This is a genomic window from Pedobacter sp. 05L430 (genome assembly GCF_056397585.1).
In genome coordinates, this window is sequence record NZ_JBFTNT010000001.1 from 78512 (window position 1) to 97634 (window position 19123).

Sequence of the window (19123 nt, forward strand, 5' to 3'; positions counted from 1 at the left end):
TGCAAATCCCTTTTTTTATGCAAGAAAATATTTCCTCCAAAGAGTTAATGCTGAAAAAGATAAGGAAGGCGCTTCTTGAAAAAAGAGACAACCCTTATCCAAATTTAGAAGATACCCCACTGTACACAGAAAATACAGAGTATCCGGAGGTATTATTTGCAGAACAACTTACCGCCGTTTCGGGCAATTTCATCTACTGCGAAAACGGAATAGAATTTATTGAAAACATCCTTCAGCTTGCAGACCGCTTTAACTGGCGTAAAATATACTGCTGGGAGCCTGAATTACAAGAACTCTTAACAGAATACGAATTCCCTTTTTATAAAACAGACAAAGATTTTGACCTGGCCGAAGTTGGAATTACTTTGTGTGAAGCCCTTATTGCACGTAATGGTTCCGTAATGGTTTCCAACCAAAATGCAGCCGGTCGCAGACTTAGTATCTTCCCTCATCATCACATTGTTATTGCCAGAACAGGACAGCTTGTAATGGATCTTAAAGATGCTTTTAAGCTCATCAAAGACAAATACGGTAGTCAAATCCCATCAATGATCAGCACCATAACAGGACCAAGCAGAACAGCAGATATTGAAAAAACATTGGTTCTTGGAGCACACGGACCAAAAGAATTATTTGTATTTTTAATTGAAGATTTCTCTTAAAATTTTTATTTCTAATATAATAGTTCTATTTTTATACTGTATACCAAAACAGTCTGCGGTTCATAATGAGCAATAAAACAAACTTACACTCGGTTATTACAGGTACAGGTAGCTATATTCCCGAAAACATCATTTCTGGCGACTCTTTTTTAACCTCCACATTTTACGATAATGGAGTGGCTTTGGAAAAAGACATCAACGAAGTAATAAATAAATTTGCAGAGATCACAGAGATTCTTGAGAGACGCTATGTTGATGACAATATTGTAAATAGCGACATTGCAGCTATTGCTGCTCAACGCGCAATTGACGATGCCGGAATAGACAAAGAAACTTTAGATCATATCATATTCTGCCATAATTTCGGAGACGTAAAAAGCGGCAGCAATCGTATGGATATCCTTCCTTCCTTGGCCGCCAAGGTAAAGCAAACCCTGCATATCCTAAATCCCGATTGTGTTGCCTATGATATCATATTTGGTTGCCCGGGCTGGGTTCAAGGCGCCATACAAGCCAACTATCTCATTCAAAGTGGCGATGCAAAACGAGTAATGGTTATTGGTGCAGAAACGCTTTCCAGAATAACCGATCCTCATGACCGCGACAGCATGATCTTCTCTGATGGTGCAGCAGCTGTTATTTTTGAAGCTCAGGAATCTGAAAACCCATTAGGCATTGTTGCTCACAAAACACAAACCTATGCGGTCGATTATGGTTCGTTACTGGTAATGGGCAAAAGCAACAACCCGAGCGAGTGTAATGGCAACACCTATCTTAAAATGAATGGCCGCAAGCTCTATGAGTTTGCCGTTATAAACGTTCCTCAAGTAGTTAAAAAAGCTATAGACAAAGCAGAAATAGACATTAAAGATGTTAAAATTGTTTTCATACATCAGGCTAACGGGAAAATGGATACCGCCATTATGAAACGCTTATTTAAGCTTTATGATTTGGATACGGTGCCGGAAAATCTAGTTCCTATGACCATTTCATGGTTAGGAAATAGCTCTGTAGCTACTATACCAACACTGCTGGATCTGGTTCTAAAAGAAAAGGTAGAAGGCTATAAAGTAAAGAAAGGTGATTACGCTGTATTTGCCTCTGTAGGGGCAGGCATGCACATCAATGCTTTTGTTTATCGTTTTTAAGCTATAGTTTTAGTCAGCATTTTTATCAATTCTTTTGATACCGGCCTTTGCCTGCGTCTCAATGCTGCTTTCATAATCGTGGTTTTTCATTTGAATGGCAACATTGAAAAAAGCTTTAGCCTTTGAGAAGTTTGCTTTCTTTTCGTAAATCTTACCAATCTGCAATGCAGAATTTGCTGCAAAATAGTACTTCAGGTTTTTTCCTGTATTAATGGCATTCTGATAGCTGGTAAGCGCTATATCGTCCTTTCCAAGCTCATCATTTATACGCCCCAGACGATAATAGTATTCCGTTTTATCCCTGGCAGAGGCAAAACTATCCCCTTTGCTGTCTTTTAGCTCCTCCAGTGCTTTATTGTAATAGCCGCCATCAAACAACAGCCTTGCTTTTAAAAGCTCTTTATTTGGTATTGATTCGCCCGCTTCATTAAGCGCCTGCTTATCCTTTTCCTGATAAGTATAGCCTGCCGACTTAACCTTGTTCATAAACGCAGTATAAGCCTCCGTATCGCCTTTTAGTAGCGAGACCCAGCCTAAGTGCAGGTTTGCGTCTTTAATGTAATTAGCCCCTTTATTAAGCTGCAAAAAACGGACAAAGTTCTGTCCAGATGAATAGTCAAGTTTATTGAGCTTTGCAGAACCCAGCAAAAACTCCAGATAAGGAAAAGATTGATACTCCGCACCTGTTGGTCTGTTATTTAAAATACTGATGGCCTCATCATTGTGGCCGTTCTTTGAGCACACCAATGCCTGCAAATATGTTTTTAACAGACTACTCTCTGCAATTCTGGAGGTGTATTTCATTGTTTTGCTGTAGGCCGAAGGGCTATGTGCGATATCATTCAGCACAAATACGTAATAGAACACCACTTCTTCATAGAATGGCTCAAATTTAGATTTGGGCAGGCTTTCCGACAACTTATCGAGCATTGCTATTCCGCTTTGAAGATTCCCTTTTATACCGAACGTAGAAAGTGTGCTCTTCAAAATTCCATCTGGCAGGTTACCCAAAAAAGCATTGATCAGGCCTAGCCCTTTTGCGTTTAATGTAAATGCCGGAAATTTCTTGTTGTTATCCTGTAATAAGCCATTGGCCTTTTTAATTTCCCTTGCGGCAGTAAAGTATTCACCGTATCGCCCCCTAATTAAAGCCCATTGTAAGTTTATCTCGGCCTGCGCATATAAATAGTATGGTGATGACTTATCACCATCAGCGATTTGGTCTAACCGTGTAGATTTATTTTCTTTTAACTTGTCAAATTCCGTCTTGCTTTCCGTGGTAAGCAAATAAAAATAATCAACATAGTTTTCCAGTAAAGGAACCAACCCATTGTCAGGATGAATCTTCTTCTCAGCAGCAATCAGCTGTCTGGCGGTGCTCAGCTTAAGCTCAAATATGTTCTGGTAGGCTTTTAAGCAATTGGCATTAAAGTCGAAATTTGCATAAATAGCTGTTGGCGAAAGCAACAAAAAAACAATCAGCACACATTTATATACAGAACCGGAAATCATATTCATAACTAAGGCAAGGATTAACTAAATCTTAATGCTTTGCTGTAAGCAAAAATTCTTCCACAAAAAAGAAGGTGTATCATATGATAATGATACACCTTCTTTTTTTCTCTCGTCATTCTGAATTTATTTCAGAATCTAGCAGGGGCTATTCAAAAACATACTCAAGAGGGATTCTGAAATAAATTCAGAATGACGGCACGTGTTATGCCGGTAACTCTTCCTGAGTAAGTGCCTCATCAACTAAAATCCTTCCACARTGCTCGCAAACAATGATTTTCTTGCGTTGACGGATATCTAATTGACGCTGAGGAGGAATCTGGTTAAAACAACCTGAACATGAATCACGGTCGATAGTAACAACAGCAAGGCCGTTATTAGCATTTCCTCTTAATCTCTTATATGCAGTTAAAAGTCTGTCTTCAATTTGAGTTTCAGCTTTTTCAGCTTTTTTACTTAACGACTGCTCTTCTTTTTCAGTTTCAGCAGTAATTGTTTGCAACTCTCCTTTTTTGATATCAAGATCTTTTCTTCTCGACTCTAAATCAGCAAGTGCTTTTTCGTAAACTTCAGTTTTTTGAGTGATATCAAAACCAAACTCTCTGATCTTTTTCTCGCAAACCTGAATCTCAAGCGTCTGGATCTCAACCTCCTTAGTTAAAGCATCATATTCACGATTGTTTTTAACATCTTTTAATTGGGTCTCGTATTTTTTGATCAGGCCTTGAGCTTCCTTAATCATATTTTTACGCGTTACAATGGCGTCTTCAGTATCATCCAATTCACTTTTGAATTTTTGTATACGTGTTTCCAGTCCTTCAACCTCATCTTCAAGGTCAGCCACTTCCATTGGCAATTCACCACGTATCTGACGTATTTTATCGATCTTAGTATGAAGAGTTTGTAATTCGTATAAAGCTTTTAGCTTTTGCTCTACAGTTTGTTCCATTAAATGAAATAATTTATGGGGTTTGTGTTATGCTCCGTTAAACGGATTGCAAAGTTAGGAAATTTTTCTTGAATAATATCTATCAACAAATTAGATGTAAATTGTTCACTTTCAAAGTGTCCGATATCAGCGATAACCAATTTTTCATCGGCATCAAAAAACTCATGATATTTAAAATCTGCGGTTACAAAAGCGTCGGCACYGGCTGCAATGGCATCTTTAAGCAAAAAACTTCCCGATCCACCACAAACAGCCACCTTTTTAATCCTTTTAGGCAGCAATTTAGTATGTCTTATTACCTCGGCATCCATTCTGTCTTTAACTAAATGAAGAAAGTCTTTTCCGTCCATTTCGTGTTCCAGCCAGCCAACCATTCCGGCACCTACAGTATCCAATCTATTTCCCAAAGGATAAATATCATAGGCAACCTCCTCATAAGGATGGTTTTCAAACAAGGCCAGAAGCACTTTTCTCTCATCCTGAACCAAAAAAACCGTTTCTATCCTTACTTCTGACTCATGGTGCCGAACACCCTTCTCGCCAACAAAGGCATTAGTGTCTTCTCCGGCCCTAAATGTTCCTGTGCCTTCTGCATTAAAGCTACATTCACTGTAATTACCAATACCGCCAGCGCCTGCCTCAAACAAAGCTGATCGTACTGCAGCAGCCTGAGCAGTCGGACAAAATGTCACCAATTTTTTTAATAACGATGTTTTCGGACTTAAAATCTTAATATTTTTTAGCCCCAACCGCTGACTGATCACCCCGTTAACACCATATTTTACATGGTCTAGGTTTGTATGAATAGCATAAAGCGCAATATTATGCCTTATCGCTTTTAGTACAACCCGTTCAACATAGTTTTTCCCGGTAAGCTTTTTGAGCCCCTTAAAAACGATAGGATGATGGGTRATGATCAAATTACAGTTCTGAGCAATGGCCTCATCTACAATGGCCTCCGTGCAATCGAGGGCAACAAGCGCCCCGTGTATTTCCTGATCAGCATTTCCGATAAGTAATCCAGAATTATCATAATCTTCCTGATAATTCAATGGAGCAAATTCTTCCAGATGCTTTATTAAAATCGCTAACCTCATAGGCTGTAAATTTACAATATGCACAACAAAATTTCACTTTAAAATAAAAAGAGATTGCACACGCTGTACAATCTCTTTTTATTTTAAAGTGTACTATTCTATTGAATATTCCCCATTTTAACCATCTGTAAACTTTCAAACACCATACGCTGATTGTATTCAAAAGCAAGGGTCTTATGGTTTATTAAATCGATAATCGTTCCTATAAAACATAACCCAACTGTAAAGAAATACAGCACTCCCATACCAATCTGGTTTACCAGAAACCTTGGTAATCCTGGTACAAAGAAGCCTAAAATGCAATACAGCACCATATCGTCCGGATTTCTTCTTTTACTTCCGTAAATCATTAAAAACCCTCTCAACTGTTGTTCACTAAATCCTGTAGTTGCAGTTTGCAAGTACGAATATTCCTGAGGTGTGATACCCGGCAATGACATAAATGGTGAATCAAACATATCCTTCCTCCTTATATTTTAAAATTTTATTCCTTTTAACACTTAATTTTATCAGCACAACAATCCTGTATACAATAATCAGCAGGGCAGGTATTCCAAACCAATGGAGCTTAATGCTCTCTGCAATATTACCATGAAACAGCTGCGTTAAAGCTCTTCCAATTCCACATCCCGGGCACCAATCTATCCCCATGTTTGCTAGCGGACAAAGGGTAAAGTGATGTTCATGGCCATGTAACTGTGGTTGCGCTAATCCCAGCAATACTAAAGCCGTTATCCAAAAAATGAGTTCTAATGGTATGCGGCTCAGCATTTTCATGTTATCCTCTTTTTATTTTAGATTGATTAATAGAGACTTTGTTACATCTAAAGCTAATCATAAATCTTACATTTGCATTGTGAACATCCGCGACCTGATTAATCGATACAAAACAGATGAACGCATTGTAGCATTGGCAAAAGCCCTTAATGCGGGCAAAGGTAATAAACTTCAGCTAAAAGGACTAGTTGGTTCTGCCGATGCAACAATTGCAACAGCTACTTATTTTCTGCTCCATAAACCAATTTTATTTGTGTTACCGGATAGGGAAGAGGCATCTTATTTTCTTGCAGATCTGGAAAGTATTCTGGATAAAGAAGTACTTTTATTTCCTTCTTCATTCCGCAAAGCTTTTGAATTTACACAGGTTGACACCGCAAATGTACTGGCCAGGGCCGAAGTATTAAACGAACTAAACCACCATTCTGAATACGGCAAAATAGTAGTTACATACCCCGAGGCCCTTGCAGAAAAGGTAATAAACCGTTCTCTTCTCGAAAAAAACACCCTCGAAATTAGTCTGGGCGCTAAACTAGGCATCGATTTCATAAATGAGTTCCTGATAGACTACGATTTTAACCGTACCGATTTCGTTTACGAACCCGGTCAGTTTTCAATCCGTGGMGGCATAGTAGATATTTTTTCTTTCTCACATGACCTGCCTTATCGTATAGAATTTTTTGGTGATGAAATTGAAAGCATCCGCACATTCGAAATAGAAAGTCAACTCTCTGTAGAAGATGTAAAAACCTTCACCATCATCCCAAATGTTCAATCAAAATACCTTACAGAAAGCAACATCAGCTTGCTCGACTATATAGAAAAAGACACCCAGCTTTGGTTTAGAGATGTAGAATTTACCCTCGACATTGTTAAATCCGGCTACAAAAAGGCTGTTGAGCTTTGGAAAGCTTTGCCGGTTAAAGAAAAAGCGGAAAATCAAGACTGGATTGACCCTAAATTTGCCTTTACCGACGAAAAAATGATGGCCGACATGCTGCAGGATTTTCTTCTGGTAGAATTTGGAAAACAATTTTTTTACAAAACAGATCAGGTTTTTCAGTTCGAAACCAAGCCACAGCCATCCTTTAATAAAGACTTTAACCTGCTTATTCACAACATCAAAGAAAATGAAAAGCAAGGCATCCATAACTTCATTTTTAGCTCCTCAACCAAGCAAACCGAACGTTTATACGCCATATTAGACGATATAGATAAAACGGCAAAGTTTACCCCGGTAAACATCCCTTTAAGAGAAGGATTTGTTGACGCGCAACAACATGTGGCCTTTTATACTGACCATCAAATTTTTGATCGTTTTTACAAATACAAGCTCAAAAGAGGCTATCAGCGCAGTCAGGCCATAACTTTAAAAGAACTCAGAGATTTAAAGCCAGGCGATTTTGTGACCCATATAGACCATGGAATAGGTAAATATGCCGGCCTGGAAAAGGTAGAAGTAAACGGAAAAACACAGGAAATGATTCGACTGGTATATGCCGACAACGACCTGCTTTACGTAAACATCAACTCCCTAAACCGCATTGCAAAATACAGCGGAAAAGATGGTACTGCCCCTAAAATGAACAAGCTGGGAACCGAGGCATGGGACAAGCTTAAAAAGACCACTAAAAAAAAAGTTAAAGATATAGCCCGCGACCTGATAAAGCTATACGCCTTAAGAAAATCGCAGGTTGGTACTGCATTCGATCCAGATGGCTACCTGGAAACAGAACTGGAAGCATCTTTCATTTACGAAGATACCCCTGATCAGGAAAAGGCGACAAACGATGTTAAAAAAGACATGGAAGCCCCGCATCCAATGGATAGGCTTGTGTGTGGCGATGTAGGCTTTGGTAAAACAGAGATCGCTATACGTGCGGCCTTTAAAGCCGTTGCAAACGGCAAACAGGCAGCAGTATTGGTGCCTACCACCATTTTGGCCTTACAACACTTTAAAACCTTCTCGGGTCGTTTAAAAGGCTTCCCTTGCAATGTCGACTACATTAACCGTTTTAAAACCAATAAACAGATAAAAGATACGCTTGCAGCTGTTGTTGATGGCAAAGTAGATATCATTATTGGTACCCACCGTTTATTGAGCAAGGATGTAAAATTCAAAGATCTGGGCATCATGATCATCGATGAAGAACAGAAGTTCGGTGTAGCATCGAAAGAAAAACTGAAGGCTTTGAGGGTGAATGTAGATACCCTAACCCTTACCGCCACACCAATTCCGCGTACACTCCATTTTTCGTTAATGGGAGCGAGGGATCTTTCCATCATGAGCACTCCGCCACCAAACAGGCAAGCTGTAAATACAGAATTACACGTTTTTAACGATAAACTGATTCAGGAAGCCGTTCAATTTGAACTTGATCGTGGCGGACAGGTATTCTTTATCCATAACCGCGTAAACGACCTTCCGCAATTGGGCGGTTTAATACAACGCCTGGTTCCAAAAGCACGCATAGGTATTGCCCACGGGCAGCTTGATGGCGACGCGCTTGAGGATGTAATGCTTGATTTTATAAATGGCGAAAAGGATGTATTGGTTGCCACAACAATTATTGAGGCAGGTTTGGATATTCCAAACGCAAACACCATCATCATTAACCATGCACATATGTTTGGGCTAAGCGACCTGCACCAGATGCGTGGCAGGGTAGGTAGGTCCAACAAAAAAGCTTTCTGTTACCTGCTAAGTCCTCCACTTTCTACCTTAACTTCTGAGGCCCGCAAAAGACTTAGTGCCATCGAAGAGTTTTCAGACCTCGGGAGCGGCTTTAACATCGCAATGAGGGATTTGGACATCCGCGGCAGCGGAAACCTGTTAGGAGCGGAGCAAAGTGGCTTTATTGCCGAAATAGGTTTCGAAATGTATCACAAAATACTTGATGAAGCCATACAGGAGCTCAAAGCAGATGAGTTTAAAGGCCTGTTTAAAGATGAGCCGGAACGCCCTTTTGTTACCTTTACACAGATAGATACCGATTTGGAATTATACATTCCAGACGATTATGTAACCAACATTACCGAGCGGTATAATCTATACACCGAGTTGTCTAAAATAGAGAACGAAACCCAGTTAAAAGCATTTGAGCTGAGTTTAAAAGATCGGTTTGGTCCGGTTCCAAAGCCAGTTAAAACCATGCTGAATGTATTGAGATTGCAATGGGTGGCCAAAAAACTGGCTTTTGAAAAAATAACCTTCAAAAAAGGCACTTTACGCGGTTATTTCATAACAGACAAACAATCTTCGTTTTTTGATTCAACAATGTTCAATAAAATATTGCACTTTGCACAAATCCACCCCCGGCTATGTAATTTAAAAGAAGTTAAAGACAGCTTAAGGATTGCCTTTGATAACCTTAACACAGTTGATGAAGCAGTAGAAATGCTCGAAATGGTGGTTAATTAATTTAAAGCGAAATGAATCCGCAAATACTGAAAGATCTGGTTACCATGCAAATGCCATTTGGCAAATATAAAGGACGTATTATATGCGATCTGCCGGAATCTTACCTGATCTGGTTTCATAAAGAAGGTTTTCCTCCCGGGAAACTTGGCGAAATGATTGCAACACTTTATGAGATTAAACTTAACGGCCTGGAGTATTTGCTTCAACCGCTAAAGAACCCCAATCGTTAGTCTCATTTCTCTCCAAAATTCTTGTTTTTTAGCCTATTTTTTTATTTATCGTTATAGTGTTGTAGGGCTCTTGTTTAAGTACAAAATCTTCAAAGTCCATGTTGAGTCCATGTCTACTCCATGTCTAGTCCATGTTTTACCAGAAAAACACGGTGTTAATATGAACTTAACATGCATTCATTATTGATTTTGGTAAAGCAACAATCCAGCCGTTTTCAGACCTGATATTAACCCGGTATTTTTTTAAAATTAATGGAGCAAAAGGTACAAATAGGTATACACCACAGGGGCGGCAATCAAGAGGCCATCAAACCTATCTAAAAGGCCACCGTGTCCCGGTAAGAAAGTACCTGAATCCTTTACATTAAGGCTTCGTTTCAGCATTGATTCTACAAGATCTCCAAGTGTGCCAAAGCTTGCTATTAAAAGTGCCATTCCGGCCCAAACCCAGCTGCTTATTTCTGTAAATTGTAAAGATATAAGGTAAGATGCGAGCACGCTGGTAAACATTCCTCCAAAGAAACCCTCCCATGATTTTTTTGGCGAATGACGCTCAAAAAGTCGTGTTTTACCGAATTTCATTCCAAACAGGTAAGCGCCTGTATCATTGGCCCATAGCATCAGTAAAAAGGACAATGGTAAATGAAAGCTATATTCAGCACTGCTGGCCAAAAAACCAAGTGAATAAAAGAAACAAAATGGGGTTGTTACATATACAAACCCCACAAAAGTATAGGATATATTGGCAAAGGGTATTTTATCTTTTTTATAGAGTTCGCTGATGAATACCGAAAATAAAAGTGGTACTAAAAGCAACAGGTACTTGGTTTCAAATTGCAGATAATGGTATCCTGCGGTCATTAAAAATACTAGTGTGGCAGCAAAAAGTGCAATATTTCGGTGTGGTCTTATTCCTGCTGTTTTGATCAGTTTAAAGAATTCAAATAGCGCAGCAAGACTTAAAAGCAGGTAAAAAAAGGTAAAGGTATAGCCACCTAAAAAGATGGATCCCAACATCACTATGGTAAAAAAGAACGCAGTTATTGCTCTGGTTTTCATTAAATATTGTTTTCTAAAATGTATTCCTTCGCTTTTTCGGAGTCATCTGGATGTACAAGGACTGTTAAGATGCCAAAAGTTTTGTAAGATGAATCTTGTTTGTTTAATACTACAGCATCGATATCAATTGCCTCTAATCCTTGTTTAAGAATCTCAGCCTTAAATTGATCTTCTGTTTCATAAACCTTAATCCAATTGCTGCTCATAAGTTTTTGATGTTTTATTTTTAAAAAATTGGAATACAAAAATCGTTAAAATGAAACTGATCAGGTATCCATACCAGACAAAATGACTTGTGTTGTCTGCTTCAGACAAAGGTATATTGTTTTTTTGCATATACCATGCTACACATACTGCATAAGCATTATTTAAAAAATGGGCTAACATTGAGTACCATAAATTACCACTCCAATAATAGATATATCCGAAGCCGGCACCCAATAAGAAACGTGGTAAAAAGCCATAAAACTGTAAATGTATAGCACTGAAAAGGAAGGCTGAAGTCCAAATTGCGACATGCGGGTTTTTAAAAATTCTTAAGAATGAGCGCTGTACAGCCCCTCTAAACATCAATTCCTCTGCTATGCCTGGTAATAATGCAATTAACAAAAGATTAACTACAAGCTCGCTGATGTGCTTCATTTTTAATAGGAGCAGGGTGGTTTGCATGGCCTGGTCTTCTTTTTCTCTCATCCAGGTTTCGATCCATTTCAAGTAATCGGGAAGTACCATTTTTTGATTAATCATGGCCGTCCACTCCATAACGGGCATAGAAACTATCATAATTAATAAAACGATGAGCAAAAGGTTCGGTTCTGGCTTTTTAAACCCGTAGAATACATTTATTTTCCTTCTTTCTGTTAAGGCCAGGAATAATGGCGGGGCCAAAAACATTCCGACAGAAGTAGCGGCCAGCAAAATTTGTAATGCAGGACGATATTTCTCTTCAGCACCAGAAAGTATTGCAGGATCGGTAAGCGATCCTAGTCCATATATGGCAACTATAATTATGAGCGCAATAATAGAAAAAGCAAAAAGGCCTGCTATTATGTATCCAATGAGCATAAGTAGCTGCGTATAAGGACTATTTTCGTCTCGTTGCTTTTCTATGAAATTCATTATTTTGATTATTTGTACCTTTGCACTTTGAAATTTGCATTGAAGATAGAAAAATGTCTGTAAAGATAGGAAATATTGACCTGGGAGAGTTCCCTTTATTGCTTGCACCGATGGAAGATGTGAGCGATCCTCCTTTTCGTTTTGTTTGTAAACAAAGCGGGGTAGATATGATGTATACCGAATTTATTTCGTCGGAAGGATTAATAAGGGATGCTGCAAAAAGCAGGGCTAAACTTGATATTTTTGAATATGAGCGCCCTATTGGCATACAGATATTTGGAAGTGAGATTGATCATATGAGAGAGGCTACCGAAATTGCTACGCTGGCCAATCCTGATCTGATGGATATCAATTACGGCTGCCCCGTTAAGAACGTTGCTTGCAGGGGCGCGGGTGCTAGTTTGCTGCAGGATATTGACAAAATGGTTAAGATGACCGAGGCTGTTGTAAAAGCTACACATTTGCCTGTAACGGTTAAAACCAGACTTGGATGGGACGATAATACCAAGAATGTAGAAGAAGTTGCAGAAAGATTACAAGATATTGGTATCCAAGCGTTAACAATTCATGGAAGAACCAGAGCTCAGCTGTATAAAGGCGAGGCAGACTGGACACTGATAAGAGAGATTAAACGTAATCCACGCATAAAAATTCCAATTTTTGGTAACGGTGATGTAGATAGCATACAAAAAGCGGCAGACTGGAGACTGGAATACGAGATTGACGGCATCATGATTGGCAGGGCTGCTATTGGATATCCATGGATATTCAGGGAAATAAGACACTTTTTTAACACAGGCGAAATTTTAGCCGGACCAAGTGTTGAAGAGCGTGTAACAGTATGCAGAACGCATTTTGAGAAATCAATTGCATGGAAAGGACCTAAAGTTGGTGTATTCGAAATGAGACGCCATTATGCAAACTACTTTAAAGGTTTGCCAGACTTTAAACCTTATAGAATGTTACTTGTCAAAGAGGATAACATAGAAACAATACATAGTATCCTGGACGAAGTGGCAGATAAGTATCATAACATTCTCCCGGTTGGGGAAATGGCGTGATTTTTGAAAAACATTTAAAAAATAAAATTGTAATGGTTACAGCAATAACAGATGGTGTTAAAATTTCGGTAGAAACCGTGTATCAGGATGAATATTCTAATCCAGCAAATGATCACTATGTATTTGCCTACCGCATCAATATAGAAAACCTTTCAGATTACGCTATACAGCTTAAAAGACGTCAATGGTTCATTTTTGATTCCAGCGGTGTTCAAAGAGAAGTAGAAGGCGAAGGAGTTATTGGTTTACAGCCTGTAATTGAACCTGGAGAAAGCCATTCTTACGTATCTGGTTGTAACTTAACAACTGATATGGGTACCATGAACGGCAGCTATTTAATGAGCCGTCTGTTTGACGATACTGAATTTACAGTTGATATTCCTAAATTTAGCTTAATAGCTTCTTACAGATTAAACTAACCTTTTTGCCTTCCAAATAATATGGAAAGGTAATAGATAAGATTAGTCATGGCACCTAACGCGGCTACAACATAAGTCATGGCCGCCCACCAAAGTGCATCTTTAGCCTGTGTATTTTCTTCTGCTGTATACAGTATCTCTTTATTGTTTTTTAGCCATATAAGCGCTCTTCTGCTGGCATCAAACTCTACCGGTAGGGTAATTATACTAAAAATAGTTATTAGTGTTAATCCAACTACTCCAATTGTTAAAACAACAGGGTTAAAAGTAAATGCAATTAATAAAACGCCCAGAATTAATACCCATTGTAAAAGGTTTGAAGTTAGGCTTACCAAAGGCACCATATTGGTTCTAAGATTTAACCAGCTATATGATTTAGCCTGTTGTAAGGCATGCCCGCACTCATGAGCAGCTACTGCTGCTGCTGCAACACTCCGCCCATAATAGACATCTGTACTTAAATTAACTGTTTTATCTGAAGGATTATAATGATCTGATAATTGTCCATCGGTACTCATCACCCTTACATCAAATATCCCATTGTCGTGCAGCATTTTCTCTGCAACCTCTTTTCCCGAAAATCCCGAATTCAAGTGCATTTCAGCATATTTTGAAAACTTATTTCTAAATCTCCATTGTACAAACATGCTTAATATTAGAACCGGGATTATTAAAATCAAATAAATTCCCATTTTTTTAGTTTTGCAATCTCATTAGGTTTTAATCAAAAAGCGTTCCCAATTTATCTGATAATCAAAAAATAACATAATTTTATATTATGTCGGCATTGATTTCTTATTGGGAAAAACAGCACTTTTTTAATTATGATATTATTATCATAGGAAGCGGAATTGTGGGTTTGAACGCTGCAATTAGTTTAAAAAAAGAAATACCACATTTAAGTATAGCTGTATTAGAAAGGGGGTTCTTACCCTCGGGAGCGAGCACAAAGAATGCTGGCTTTGCTTGTTTCGGCAGTATTTCTGAATTAATAGAACAGGAGAAAATTATAGGAACCGACGGTTTATACAATTTAATTGATAAACGCTGGAATGGCCTCCTAAAGCTCAGAAAGCTATTGGGAGACAGTTCAATATCTTATGAAAATTATGGCGGTTATGAATTATTTAAGCCGTTAGAAAATGAATTATCTTCATTGTGTGTCTCCAAAATTGGCCATTATAACCATATTTTGAAGGAAATATCGGGCAAGCAGGAGGTTTTTAAAACTGCAGCAAGTAAAATTTCTGAGTTTGGTTTTAAAGATGTGAGCATCCTTTTAGAAAATAGTTTGGAGGCACAAATAGATACCGGGAAAATGATGCAGTGTTTGCTTAATAAAGCAGCATCACAAGGGATAAGTATTTTTAATTCCTGTACAGTCACTGCGCTAAAAGAAGAAGGCGATGAACAAGTCATTTTAACCCCAGACGGAAATTTTAGATGTAAAAAGGTATTGATCTGTACGAATGCATTTGTAAAGGAGCTATTGCCTTCTTTAGATGTAATTCCCGGACGTGGTCAGGTGATCATTACAAAACCAATAAAGAACTTAAAAATAAAGGGTACTTTTCATTACGATAAAGGGTATTATTATTTTAGAAATATATATGGCAGGCTTCTTTTAGGAGGCGGAAGAAACCTTGATTTTAAAGCTGAGGAAACCACTGAATTTGGAACCACCGAGTTGGTACAGAATGCGCTAATAAAATTGTTATCGGATGTAATTTTACCTGAAACACCTTTTGAAATAGAGCAAACCTGGAGCGGAATTATGGCATTTGGGTCTACTATAAATCCTATAATTAAAGAAGTAAAACCCAATGTTTTCTGTGCTGTTAGGTGTAATGGAATGGGAATTGCAATGGGCACTCAAACCGGAGAAGATGCCGCCCGGCTTGTTATAGATTCACTATAACCTAATCAATAAAATACTATTTATTTTTGCAATTTAAAGTTATTATGGTCACATTTGATAACAATATTAGTATGGAAATAGCAGGAATAGTTTTATTAGTTATCATTTTAGCCTCACTTATTTTTTTATTGTTTAAGAAACCGGCGGCTAATCAAAATCATATTGCTCTTTTGGAGTTAAAGGAATTGGAACATCAAAAATCGATGAATTGGTTAAAGGATGAAAAATTGAAACTGGAAGATGAATTGAATGATCTTCGCCTCAATTATATGAATGAGCGCAGTAAGGTAATAAAAGCTGAAGAATCGCTAATTGCACAACGTGAAAGGCAGATTGAGCAGGATAAATATATTGCGGAACTACAACAAAGATTTAAGTTGGAATTTGAAAATATAGCCAATAAAGTGCTCGAAGAAAAGACAGCAAGGTTTACAGAACAAAACAAGACTAATCTTGATATTATTCTAAATCCATTTAAAGAAAATATTAAAGCTTTTGAAGAAAAGGTTGATAAGGTTTATARATCTGAATCAGACGAAAGAAATATTTTGAAAGGTGTGATCTCCCAATTAATGGATCAGACCAAGCAAATTCAGGAAGATGCAAATAACTTAACCAGGGCCCTTAAAGGCGACAATAAAAAACAAGGAAACTGGGGAGAAGTAATTCTGGAACGTGTTTTGGAAAGATCTGGGCTGGTAAAGGATAGGGAATATAGAATACAGACCAGTTTGAACTCATCTGACGGGGGTAGAATGCAACCGGATGTTATTATTGACCTTCCAGATGATAAACATATAATAATTGATTCTAAGGTATCTTTATTGGCTTATGAACGATTGGTTAGTTCGGATACTGATGATGATAAAGATTTGTATTTAAAACAACACCTTGCTTCTATAAAAGCTCATATACAAGGTTTATCTGCCAAGAACTACCATGATCTTTATCAGATCAATTCACCCGATTTTGTATTGTTATTTATACCCATTGAATCTTCTTTTGGCATTGCGGTACAACAGGATGCCGAGCTTTTTAATTATGCCTGGGACAGAAAAGTAGTTATTGTAAGTCCTTCTACTTTATTGGCTACTTTAAGAACCATCGCAAGTATTTGGAAACAGGAAAGACAAAATAGAAATGTACTTGAAATTGCCCGTTTAAGTGGCAATATGTATGATAAATTTGTTGGCTTTTTAACTGATATGGAGGGAATAGGAAAGAACATTAAGCAAAGCCAGGATGCTTATGATAAAGCTTTAAATAAGCTCTCTACCGGTGCCGGAAACCTTTCCAATACTTCAGAGAAAATTAAGAAATTAGGTGCCAAAGCTACTAAGCAGATTGACACCAAATTTCTGGATTCTACCTTACCTGATGAGGAAGATAGTTTATAATTTAAATGCATTCCACCCTTGTGCCTTTAATTCATGCACAACATTGGACTTAGATATCATTTTACATCCCGAATTTTTATCAGTGATGTGACCAATAATGGTGATATCAACATCATTTTTTAGTTTAGGATAGTCTTCCTGTTTAATTGTAAATAGCAATTCATAGTCTTCGCCACCACTTAAAGCACATACCGTCGGGTCTAAACCAAGTTCACGTGCAGTTTCGTAAGTCATTGGATCTATTGGAATCTTCTCTTCGTAAAGGTTACATCCTTTTTCAGATTGCTGACAAATGTGTAATATTTCAGAAGCCAATCCATCTGATACATCAATCATTGAGGTCGGTTTTATTTCCATTTGTGCCAGAAGATCAACTATATCTCTTCTTCCTTCAGGTTTTAACTGACGTTCAATAATGTAATCTTTACCCTCTAAATCTGGCTGGATATTAGGATTTTCAAGGAAAATAAGCTTTTCTCTTTCTAATATTTGCATCCCAACATAAGCACCGCCTAAATCTCCGGAAACACATAAGAGATCACCTTCACCAGCTCCATTTCTATAAACAACATCATTTTTTTCAGCATAGCCAATACTGGTTACACTAATTACCAATCCTTGTTTACTTGCTGAGGTATCTCCTCCAATAAGATCGATGTTAAATTTATTACAGGCGAGTTCAATTCCTTTGTAAATTTCTTCAACTGCTTCTAAAGTAAATTTGCTCGATAAACCGATAGAAACGGTTACCTGAGTTGCAATACCATTCATTGCATAAATATCGCTTAGGTTTACTTGAACTGCTTTGTAACCTAAATGAATTAGCGGTACGTAAGCAAGATCAAAATGAATTCCTTCAAGCAGCAGATCTGTAGAAATCAGCACTTCTTTGTTGTTAAAATTTAATACTGCTGCATCATCACCTATGCCTTTTATACTGCTTTCATGTCTTATTTTAAAAGTATCTGTTAAATGCTTTATCAGCCCAAATTCTCCCAACTCTGAAATATCAGTTCTTTCCTTATTCTCAAACATTATCTTATTTCTTTAAACTACTGTTTTATATTGAATTAACATAGTTACCAACATTCTTTTTTATGCGATTCGTCATCTCTCCTATCGTCGAGATGACGGGCAACAATGACGATTAACCAATCTAATTTTGGCTACTACAACCCCAAACTTGCAGATATCTCAAGCATTCTTTCAATTGGTTTTCTTGCTCTTACAATGATATCTTCAGGTACTGTTACCTCTGGAGATCCATTTTTTAAACACAAATACAGTTTTTCTAACGTGTTTCTTTTCATATACGGGCATTCATTACATGCGCAACTGTTATTTGGCGGTGCAGGAATAAAGGTTTTTCCGGGATTAGCCTTCTCCATTTGATGAATAATGCCACTTTCCGTTGCTACAATGAACTCCTGAGCGTCGTTATTTATGGAATATTTTAACAATCCTGTTGTTGAACCAATGTAATCGGCCATTTTTAATACAGCTTCTTCGCATTCAGGATGCGCAATAAACTTTGCATTAGGGTGGCGCTCTTTAAGTTTTGTTATTTTTTCTCTGGAGAATATTTCGTGCACCATACATGCTCCATTCCACAGTACCAGGTCTCTACCGGTTTTCTTTGCTACCCATGCACCAAGATTTTTATCTGGTCCGAAGATAATTTTCTGATCTTTTGGTAAACTTTCAACAATTTGAACAGCATTTGTGGAGGTACATACGATATCACTCAGTGCCTTCAGCTCTGCTGTGCAGTTTACATACGTTATGACCAGGTGATCAGGATATTTTTCTTTAAATTTTTTAAATAAATGTGGTGGGCAACTATCTGCTAATGAGCATCCAGCCTTTACATCTGGTAACAAAACAGTTTTATTGGGAGAAAGAATTTTAGCTGTTTCTGCCATAAAATGCACTCCGGCAAAAACAATGATATCTGCCTCAGTCTTAGCAGCTTCCTGAGAAAGCCCTAAGCTATCTCCAATATAATCTGCTATATCCTGAATATCAGGGTCTTGGTAATAATGAGCTAATATTATCGCATTCTTTTCCCTTTTTAATTTTTCAATTTCCTCAAAAAGGTCAAGTGTGGGATCGATCTTTTCATCTACAAAACCTTTTCTGTTAATTTCCTCTAAGGTGTCCATTTTAATGAGTTGATATTTTCTTTTTTAATATTTCTTTTTTAGTGCAGCAAAGAACAGGATAAATTTTAATTATCTGTTTTGGAACTTTTGTAAATGTACGGAGCTTTCAACACTTCAATAAAATATAATTATTATATATAAATAGATTTCTATTGTTTATTAGTGTGTTAGTATTGTTTAAAAGTACTTCAA

The 19123-nt window shown here is 37.7% G+C and carries 19 protein-coding genes; 8 read left to right on the forward strand and 11 right to left on the reverse strand.

Annotation, left to right across the window (positions count from 1 at the left end; genetic code table 11):
- Positions 1-17 precede the first annotated feature (17 nt).
- Positions 18-662: a LutC/YkgG family protein gene (locus AC1DG9_RS00380; RefSeq protein WP_048908122.1), complete on the forward strand. Its 645-nt coding sequence runs from the start codon at positions 18-20 to the stop codon at positions 660-662.
- Between the two features lie 65 nt (positions 663-727).
- Positions 728-1810, forward strand: coding sequence for a 3-oxoacyl-ACP synthase III family protein (locus AC1DG9_RS00385; protein ID WP_172662355.1), 1083 nt, complete (start codon positions 728-730; stop codon positions 1808-1810).
- 9 nt (positions 1811-1819) lie between these two features.
- Here AC1DG9_RS00385 and AC1DG9_RS00390 read toward each other — a convergent pair whose 3' ends face one another.
- The 5 genes from AC1DG9_RS00390 to AC1DG9_RS00410 form a co-directional block, all read right to left on the reverse strand.
- Positions 1820-3328 carry a YfgM family protein gene (locus AC1DG9_RS00390; RefSeq protein ID WP_337717080.1) on the reverse strand — a complete coding sequence of 503 codons (1509 nt, stop codon included), beginning with the start codon at positions 3326-3328 and terminating at the stop codon, positions 1820-1822.
- Between the two features lie 199 nt (positions 3329-3527).
- Positions 3528-4271, reverse strand: coding sequence for a zinc ribbon domain-containing protein (locus AC1DG9_RS00395; protein ID WP_048908124.1), 744 nt, complete (start codon positions 4269-4271; stop codon positions 3528-3530).
- Positions 4271-5368 carry a Nif3-like dinuclear metal center hexameric protein gene (locus AC1DG9_RS00400; RefSeq protein ID WP_477634209.1) on the reverse strand — a complete coding sequence of 366 codons (1098 nt, stop codon included), beginning with the start codon at positions 5366-5368 and terminating at the stop codon, positions 4271-4273. The genes AC1DG9_RS00395 and AC1DG9_RS00400 overlap by 1 nt, the downstream gene beginning before the upstream one ends.
- Before the next feature lie 98 nt (positions 5369-5466).
- Positions 5467-5826 (reverse strand): TM2 domain-containing protein, encoded by a 360-nt coding sequence (locus AC1DG9_RS00405; RefSeq protein WP_172662353.1) that lies wholly within the window; start codon positions 5824-5826, stop codon positions 5467-5469.
- The gene (locus AC1DG9_RS00410) at positions 5819-6145 is read right to left on the reverse strand and encodes a DUF2752 domain-containing protein (protein ID WP_172662352.1); all 327 of its coding nucleotides are present in this window, start codon (positions 6143-6145) and stop codon (positions 5819-5821) included. The genes AC1DG9_RS00405 and AC1DG9_RS00410 overlap by 8 nt, the downstream gene beginning before the upstream one ends.
- A 79-nt stretch (positions 6146-6224) precedes the next feature.
- On the opposite strand from AC1DG9_RS00410, the gene mfd reads away from it, so the two are divergent.
- Together mfd and AC1DG9_RS00420 are read left to right on the forward strand one after the other, a co-directional pair.
- The gene (mfd, locus tag AC1DG9_RS00415) at positions 6225-9566 is read left to right on the forward strand and encodes a transcription-repair coupling factor (protein WP_288881337.1); all 3342 of its coding nucleotides are present in this window, start codon (positions 6225-6227) and stop codon (positions 9564-9566) included.
- 11 nt (positions 9567-9577) lie between these two features.
- Positions 9578-9796 (forward strand): DUF3820 family protein, encoded by a 219-nt coding sequence (locus AC1DG9_RS00420; RefSeq protein WP_048908127.1) that lies wholly within the window; start codon positions 9578-9580, stop codon positions 9794-9796.
- A 249-nt stretch (positions 9797-10045) separates the two neighbouring features.
- Here the strand turns inward: AC1DG9_RS00420 and AC1DG9_RS00425 are convergent, their stop codons facing one another.
- From AC1DG9_RS00425 to AC1DG9_RS00435, 3 genes are read right to left on the reverse strand one after another with little or no spacing between them, the layout of a single operon-like run.
- Entirely contained in the window at positions 10046-10855 is an 810-nt protein-coding gene (locus tag AC1DG9_RS00425; RefSeq protein WP_172662350.1) for a phosphatidate cytidylyltransferase, read from the reverse strand.
- Positions 10855-11061, reverse strand: coding sequence for a putative signal transducing protein (locus tag AC1DG9_RS00430; RefSeq protein ID WP_172662349.1), 207 nt, complete (start codon positions 11059-11061; stop codon positions 10855-10857). The genes AC1DG9_RS00425 and AC1DG9_RS00430 overlap by 1 nt, the downstream gene beginning before the upstream one ends.
- Complete coding sequence (locus tag AC1DG9_RS00435) at positions 11042-11974, reverse strand: CPBP family intramembrane glutamic endopeptidase (RefSeq protein WP_288881334.1); 933 nt, start codon at positions 11972-11974, stop codon at positions 11042-11044. The genes AC1DG9_RS00430 and AC1DG9_RS00435 overlap by 20 nt, the downstream gene beginning before the upstream one ends.
- Before the next feature lie 53 nt (positions 11975-12027).
- On the opposite strand from AC1DG9_RS00435, the gene dusB reads away from it, so the two are divergent.
- Positions 12028-13035 carry a tRNA dihydrouridine synthase DusB gene (dusB, locus tag AC1DG9_RS00440; protein ID WP_172662347.1) on the forward strand — a complete coding sequence of 336 codons (1008 nt, stop codon included), beginning with the start codon at positions 12028-12030 and terminating at the stop codon, positions 13033-13035.
- A 32-nt stretch (positions 13036-13067) separates the two neighbouring features.
- Complete coding sequence (apaG, locus tag AC1DG9_RS00445; protein ID WP_048908132.1) at positions 13068-13454, forward strand: Co2+/Mg2+ efflux protein ApaG; 387 nt, start codon at positions 13068-13070, stop codon at positions 13452-13454.
- Here the strand turns inward: apaG and AC1DG9_RS00450 are convergent.
- On the reverse strand, positions 13451-14146 hold the full coding sequence (locus AC1DG9_RS00450; RefSeq protein ID WP_172662346.1) for a zinc metallopeptidase: 696 nt from the start codon (positions 14144-14146) through the stop codon (positions 13451-13453). The two genes, apaG and AC1DG9_RS00450, sit on opposite strands and share 4 nt — an antisense overlap.
- 86 nt (positions 14147-14232) lie before the next feature.
- On the opposite strand from AC1DG9_RS00450, the gene AC1DG9_RS00455 reads away from it, so the two are divergent.
- Together AC1DG9_RS00455 and AC1DG9_RS00460 are read left to right on the forward strand one after the other, a co-directional pair.
- Complete coding sequence (locus AC1DG9_RS00455; RefSeq protein ID WP_337717075.1) at positions 14233-15372, forward strand: NAD(P)/FAD-dependent oxidoreductase; 1140 nt, start codon at positions 14233-14235, stop codon at positions 15370-15372.
- A gap of 71 nt (positions 15373-15443) precedes the next feature.
- The gene (locus tag AC1DG9_RS00460) at positions 15444-16769 is read left to right on the forward strand and encodes a DNA recombination protein RmuC (RefSeq protein ID WP_477634210.1); all 1326 of its coding nucleotides are present in this window, start codon (positions 15444-15446) and stop codon (positions 16767-16769) included.
- Here the strand turns inward: AC1DG9_RS00460 and thiL are convergent.
- Positions 16764-17804 carry a thiamine-phosphate kinase gene (gene thiL, locus AC1DG9_RS00465; protein ID WP_172662343.1) on the reverse strand — a complete coding sequence of 347 codons (1041 nt, stop codon included), beginning with the start codon at positions 17802-17804 and terminating at the stop codon, positions 16764-16766. The genes AC1DG9_RS00460 and thiL overlap by 6 nt on opposite strands.
- A 134-nt stretch (positions 17805-17938) precedes the next feature.
- Positions 17939-18931: a quinolinate synthase NadA gene (nadA, locus tag AC1DG9_RS00470; protein WP_172662342.1), complete on the reverse strand. Its 993-nt coding sequence runs from the start codon at positions 18929-18931 to the stop codon at positions 17939-17941.
- Positions 18932-19123 lie beyond the last annotated feature (192 nt).

Coding starts and splice junctions, on each gene's coding strand:
- AC1DG9_RS00380 (WP_048908122.1), top strand. CDS start 18: ATGCAAGAAAATATTTCCTCCAAAGAGTTAATGCTGAAAAAGATAAGG.
- AC1DG9_RS00385 (WP_172662355.1), top strand. CDS start 728: ATGAGCAATAAAACAAACTTACACTCGGTTATTACAGGTACAGGTAGC.
- AC1DG9_RS00390 (WP_337717080.1), bottom strand. CDS start 3,328: ATGAATATGATTTCCGGTTCTGTATATAAATGTGTGCTGATTGTTTTT.
- AC1DG9_RS00405 (WP_172662353.1), bottom strand. CDS start 5,826: ATGTTTGATTCACCATTTATGTCATTGCCGGGTATCACACCTCAGGAA.
- AC1DG9_RS00410 (WP_172662352.1), bottom strand. CDS start 6,145: ATGAAAATGCTGAGCCGCATACCATTAGAACTCATTTTTTGGATAACG.
- AC1DG9_RS00420 (WP_048908127.1), top strand. CDS start 9,578: ATGAATCCGCAAATACTGAAAGATCTGGTTACCATGCAAATGCCATTT.
- AC1DG9_RS00425 (WP_172662350.1), bottom strand. CDS start 10,855: ATGAAAACCAGAGCAATAACTGCGTTCTTTTTTACCATAGTGATGTTG.
- AC1DG9_RS00430 (WP_172662349.1), bottom strand. CDS start 11,061: ATGAGCAGCAATTGGATTAAGGTTTATGAAACAGAAGATCAATTTAAG.
- AC1DG9_RS00435 (WP_288881334.1), bottom strand. CDS start 11,974: ATGAATTTCATAGAAAAGCAACGAGACGAAAATAGTCCTTATACGCAG.
- dusB (WP_172662347.1), top strand. CDS start 12,028: ATGTCTGTAAAGATAGGAAATATTGACCTGGGAGAGTTCCCTTTATTG.
- apaG (WP_048908132.1), top strand. CDS start 13,068: ATGGTTACAGCAATAACAGATGGTGTTAAAATTTCGGTAGAAACCGTG.
- AC1DG9_RS00450 (WP_172662346.1), bottom strand. CDS start 14,146: ATGGGAATTTATTTGATTTTAATAATCCCGGTTCTAATATTAAGCATG.
- AC1DG9_RS00455 (WP_337717075.1), top strand. CDS start 14,233: ATGTCGGCATTGATTTCTTATTGGGAAAAACAGCACTTTTTTAATTAT.
- thiL (WP_172662343.1), bottom strand. CDS start 17,804: ATGTTTGAGAATAAGGAAAGAACTGATATTTCAGAGTTGGGAGAATTT.
- nadA (WP_172662342.1), bottom strand. CDS start 18,931: ATGGACACCTTAGAGGAAATTAACAGAAAAGGTTTTGTAGATGAAAAG.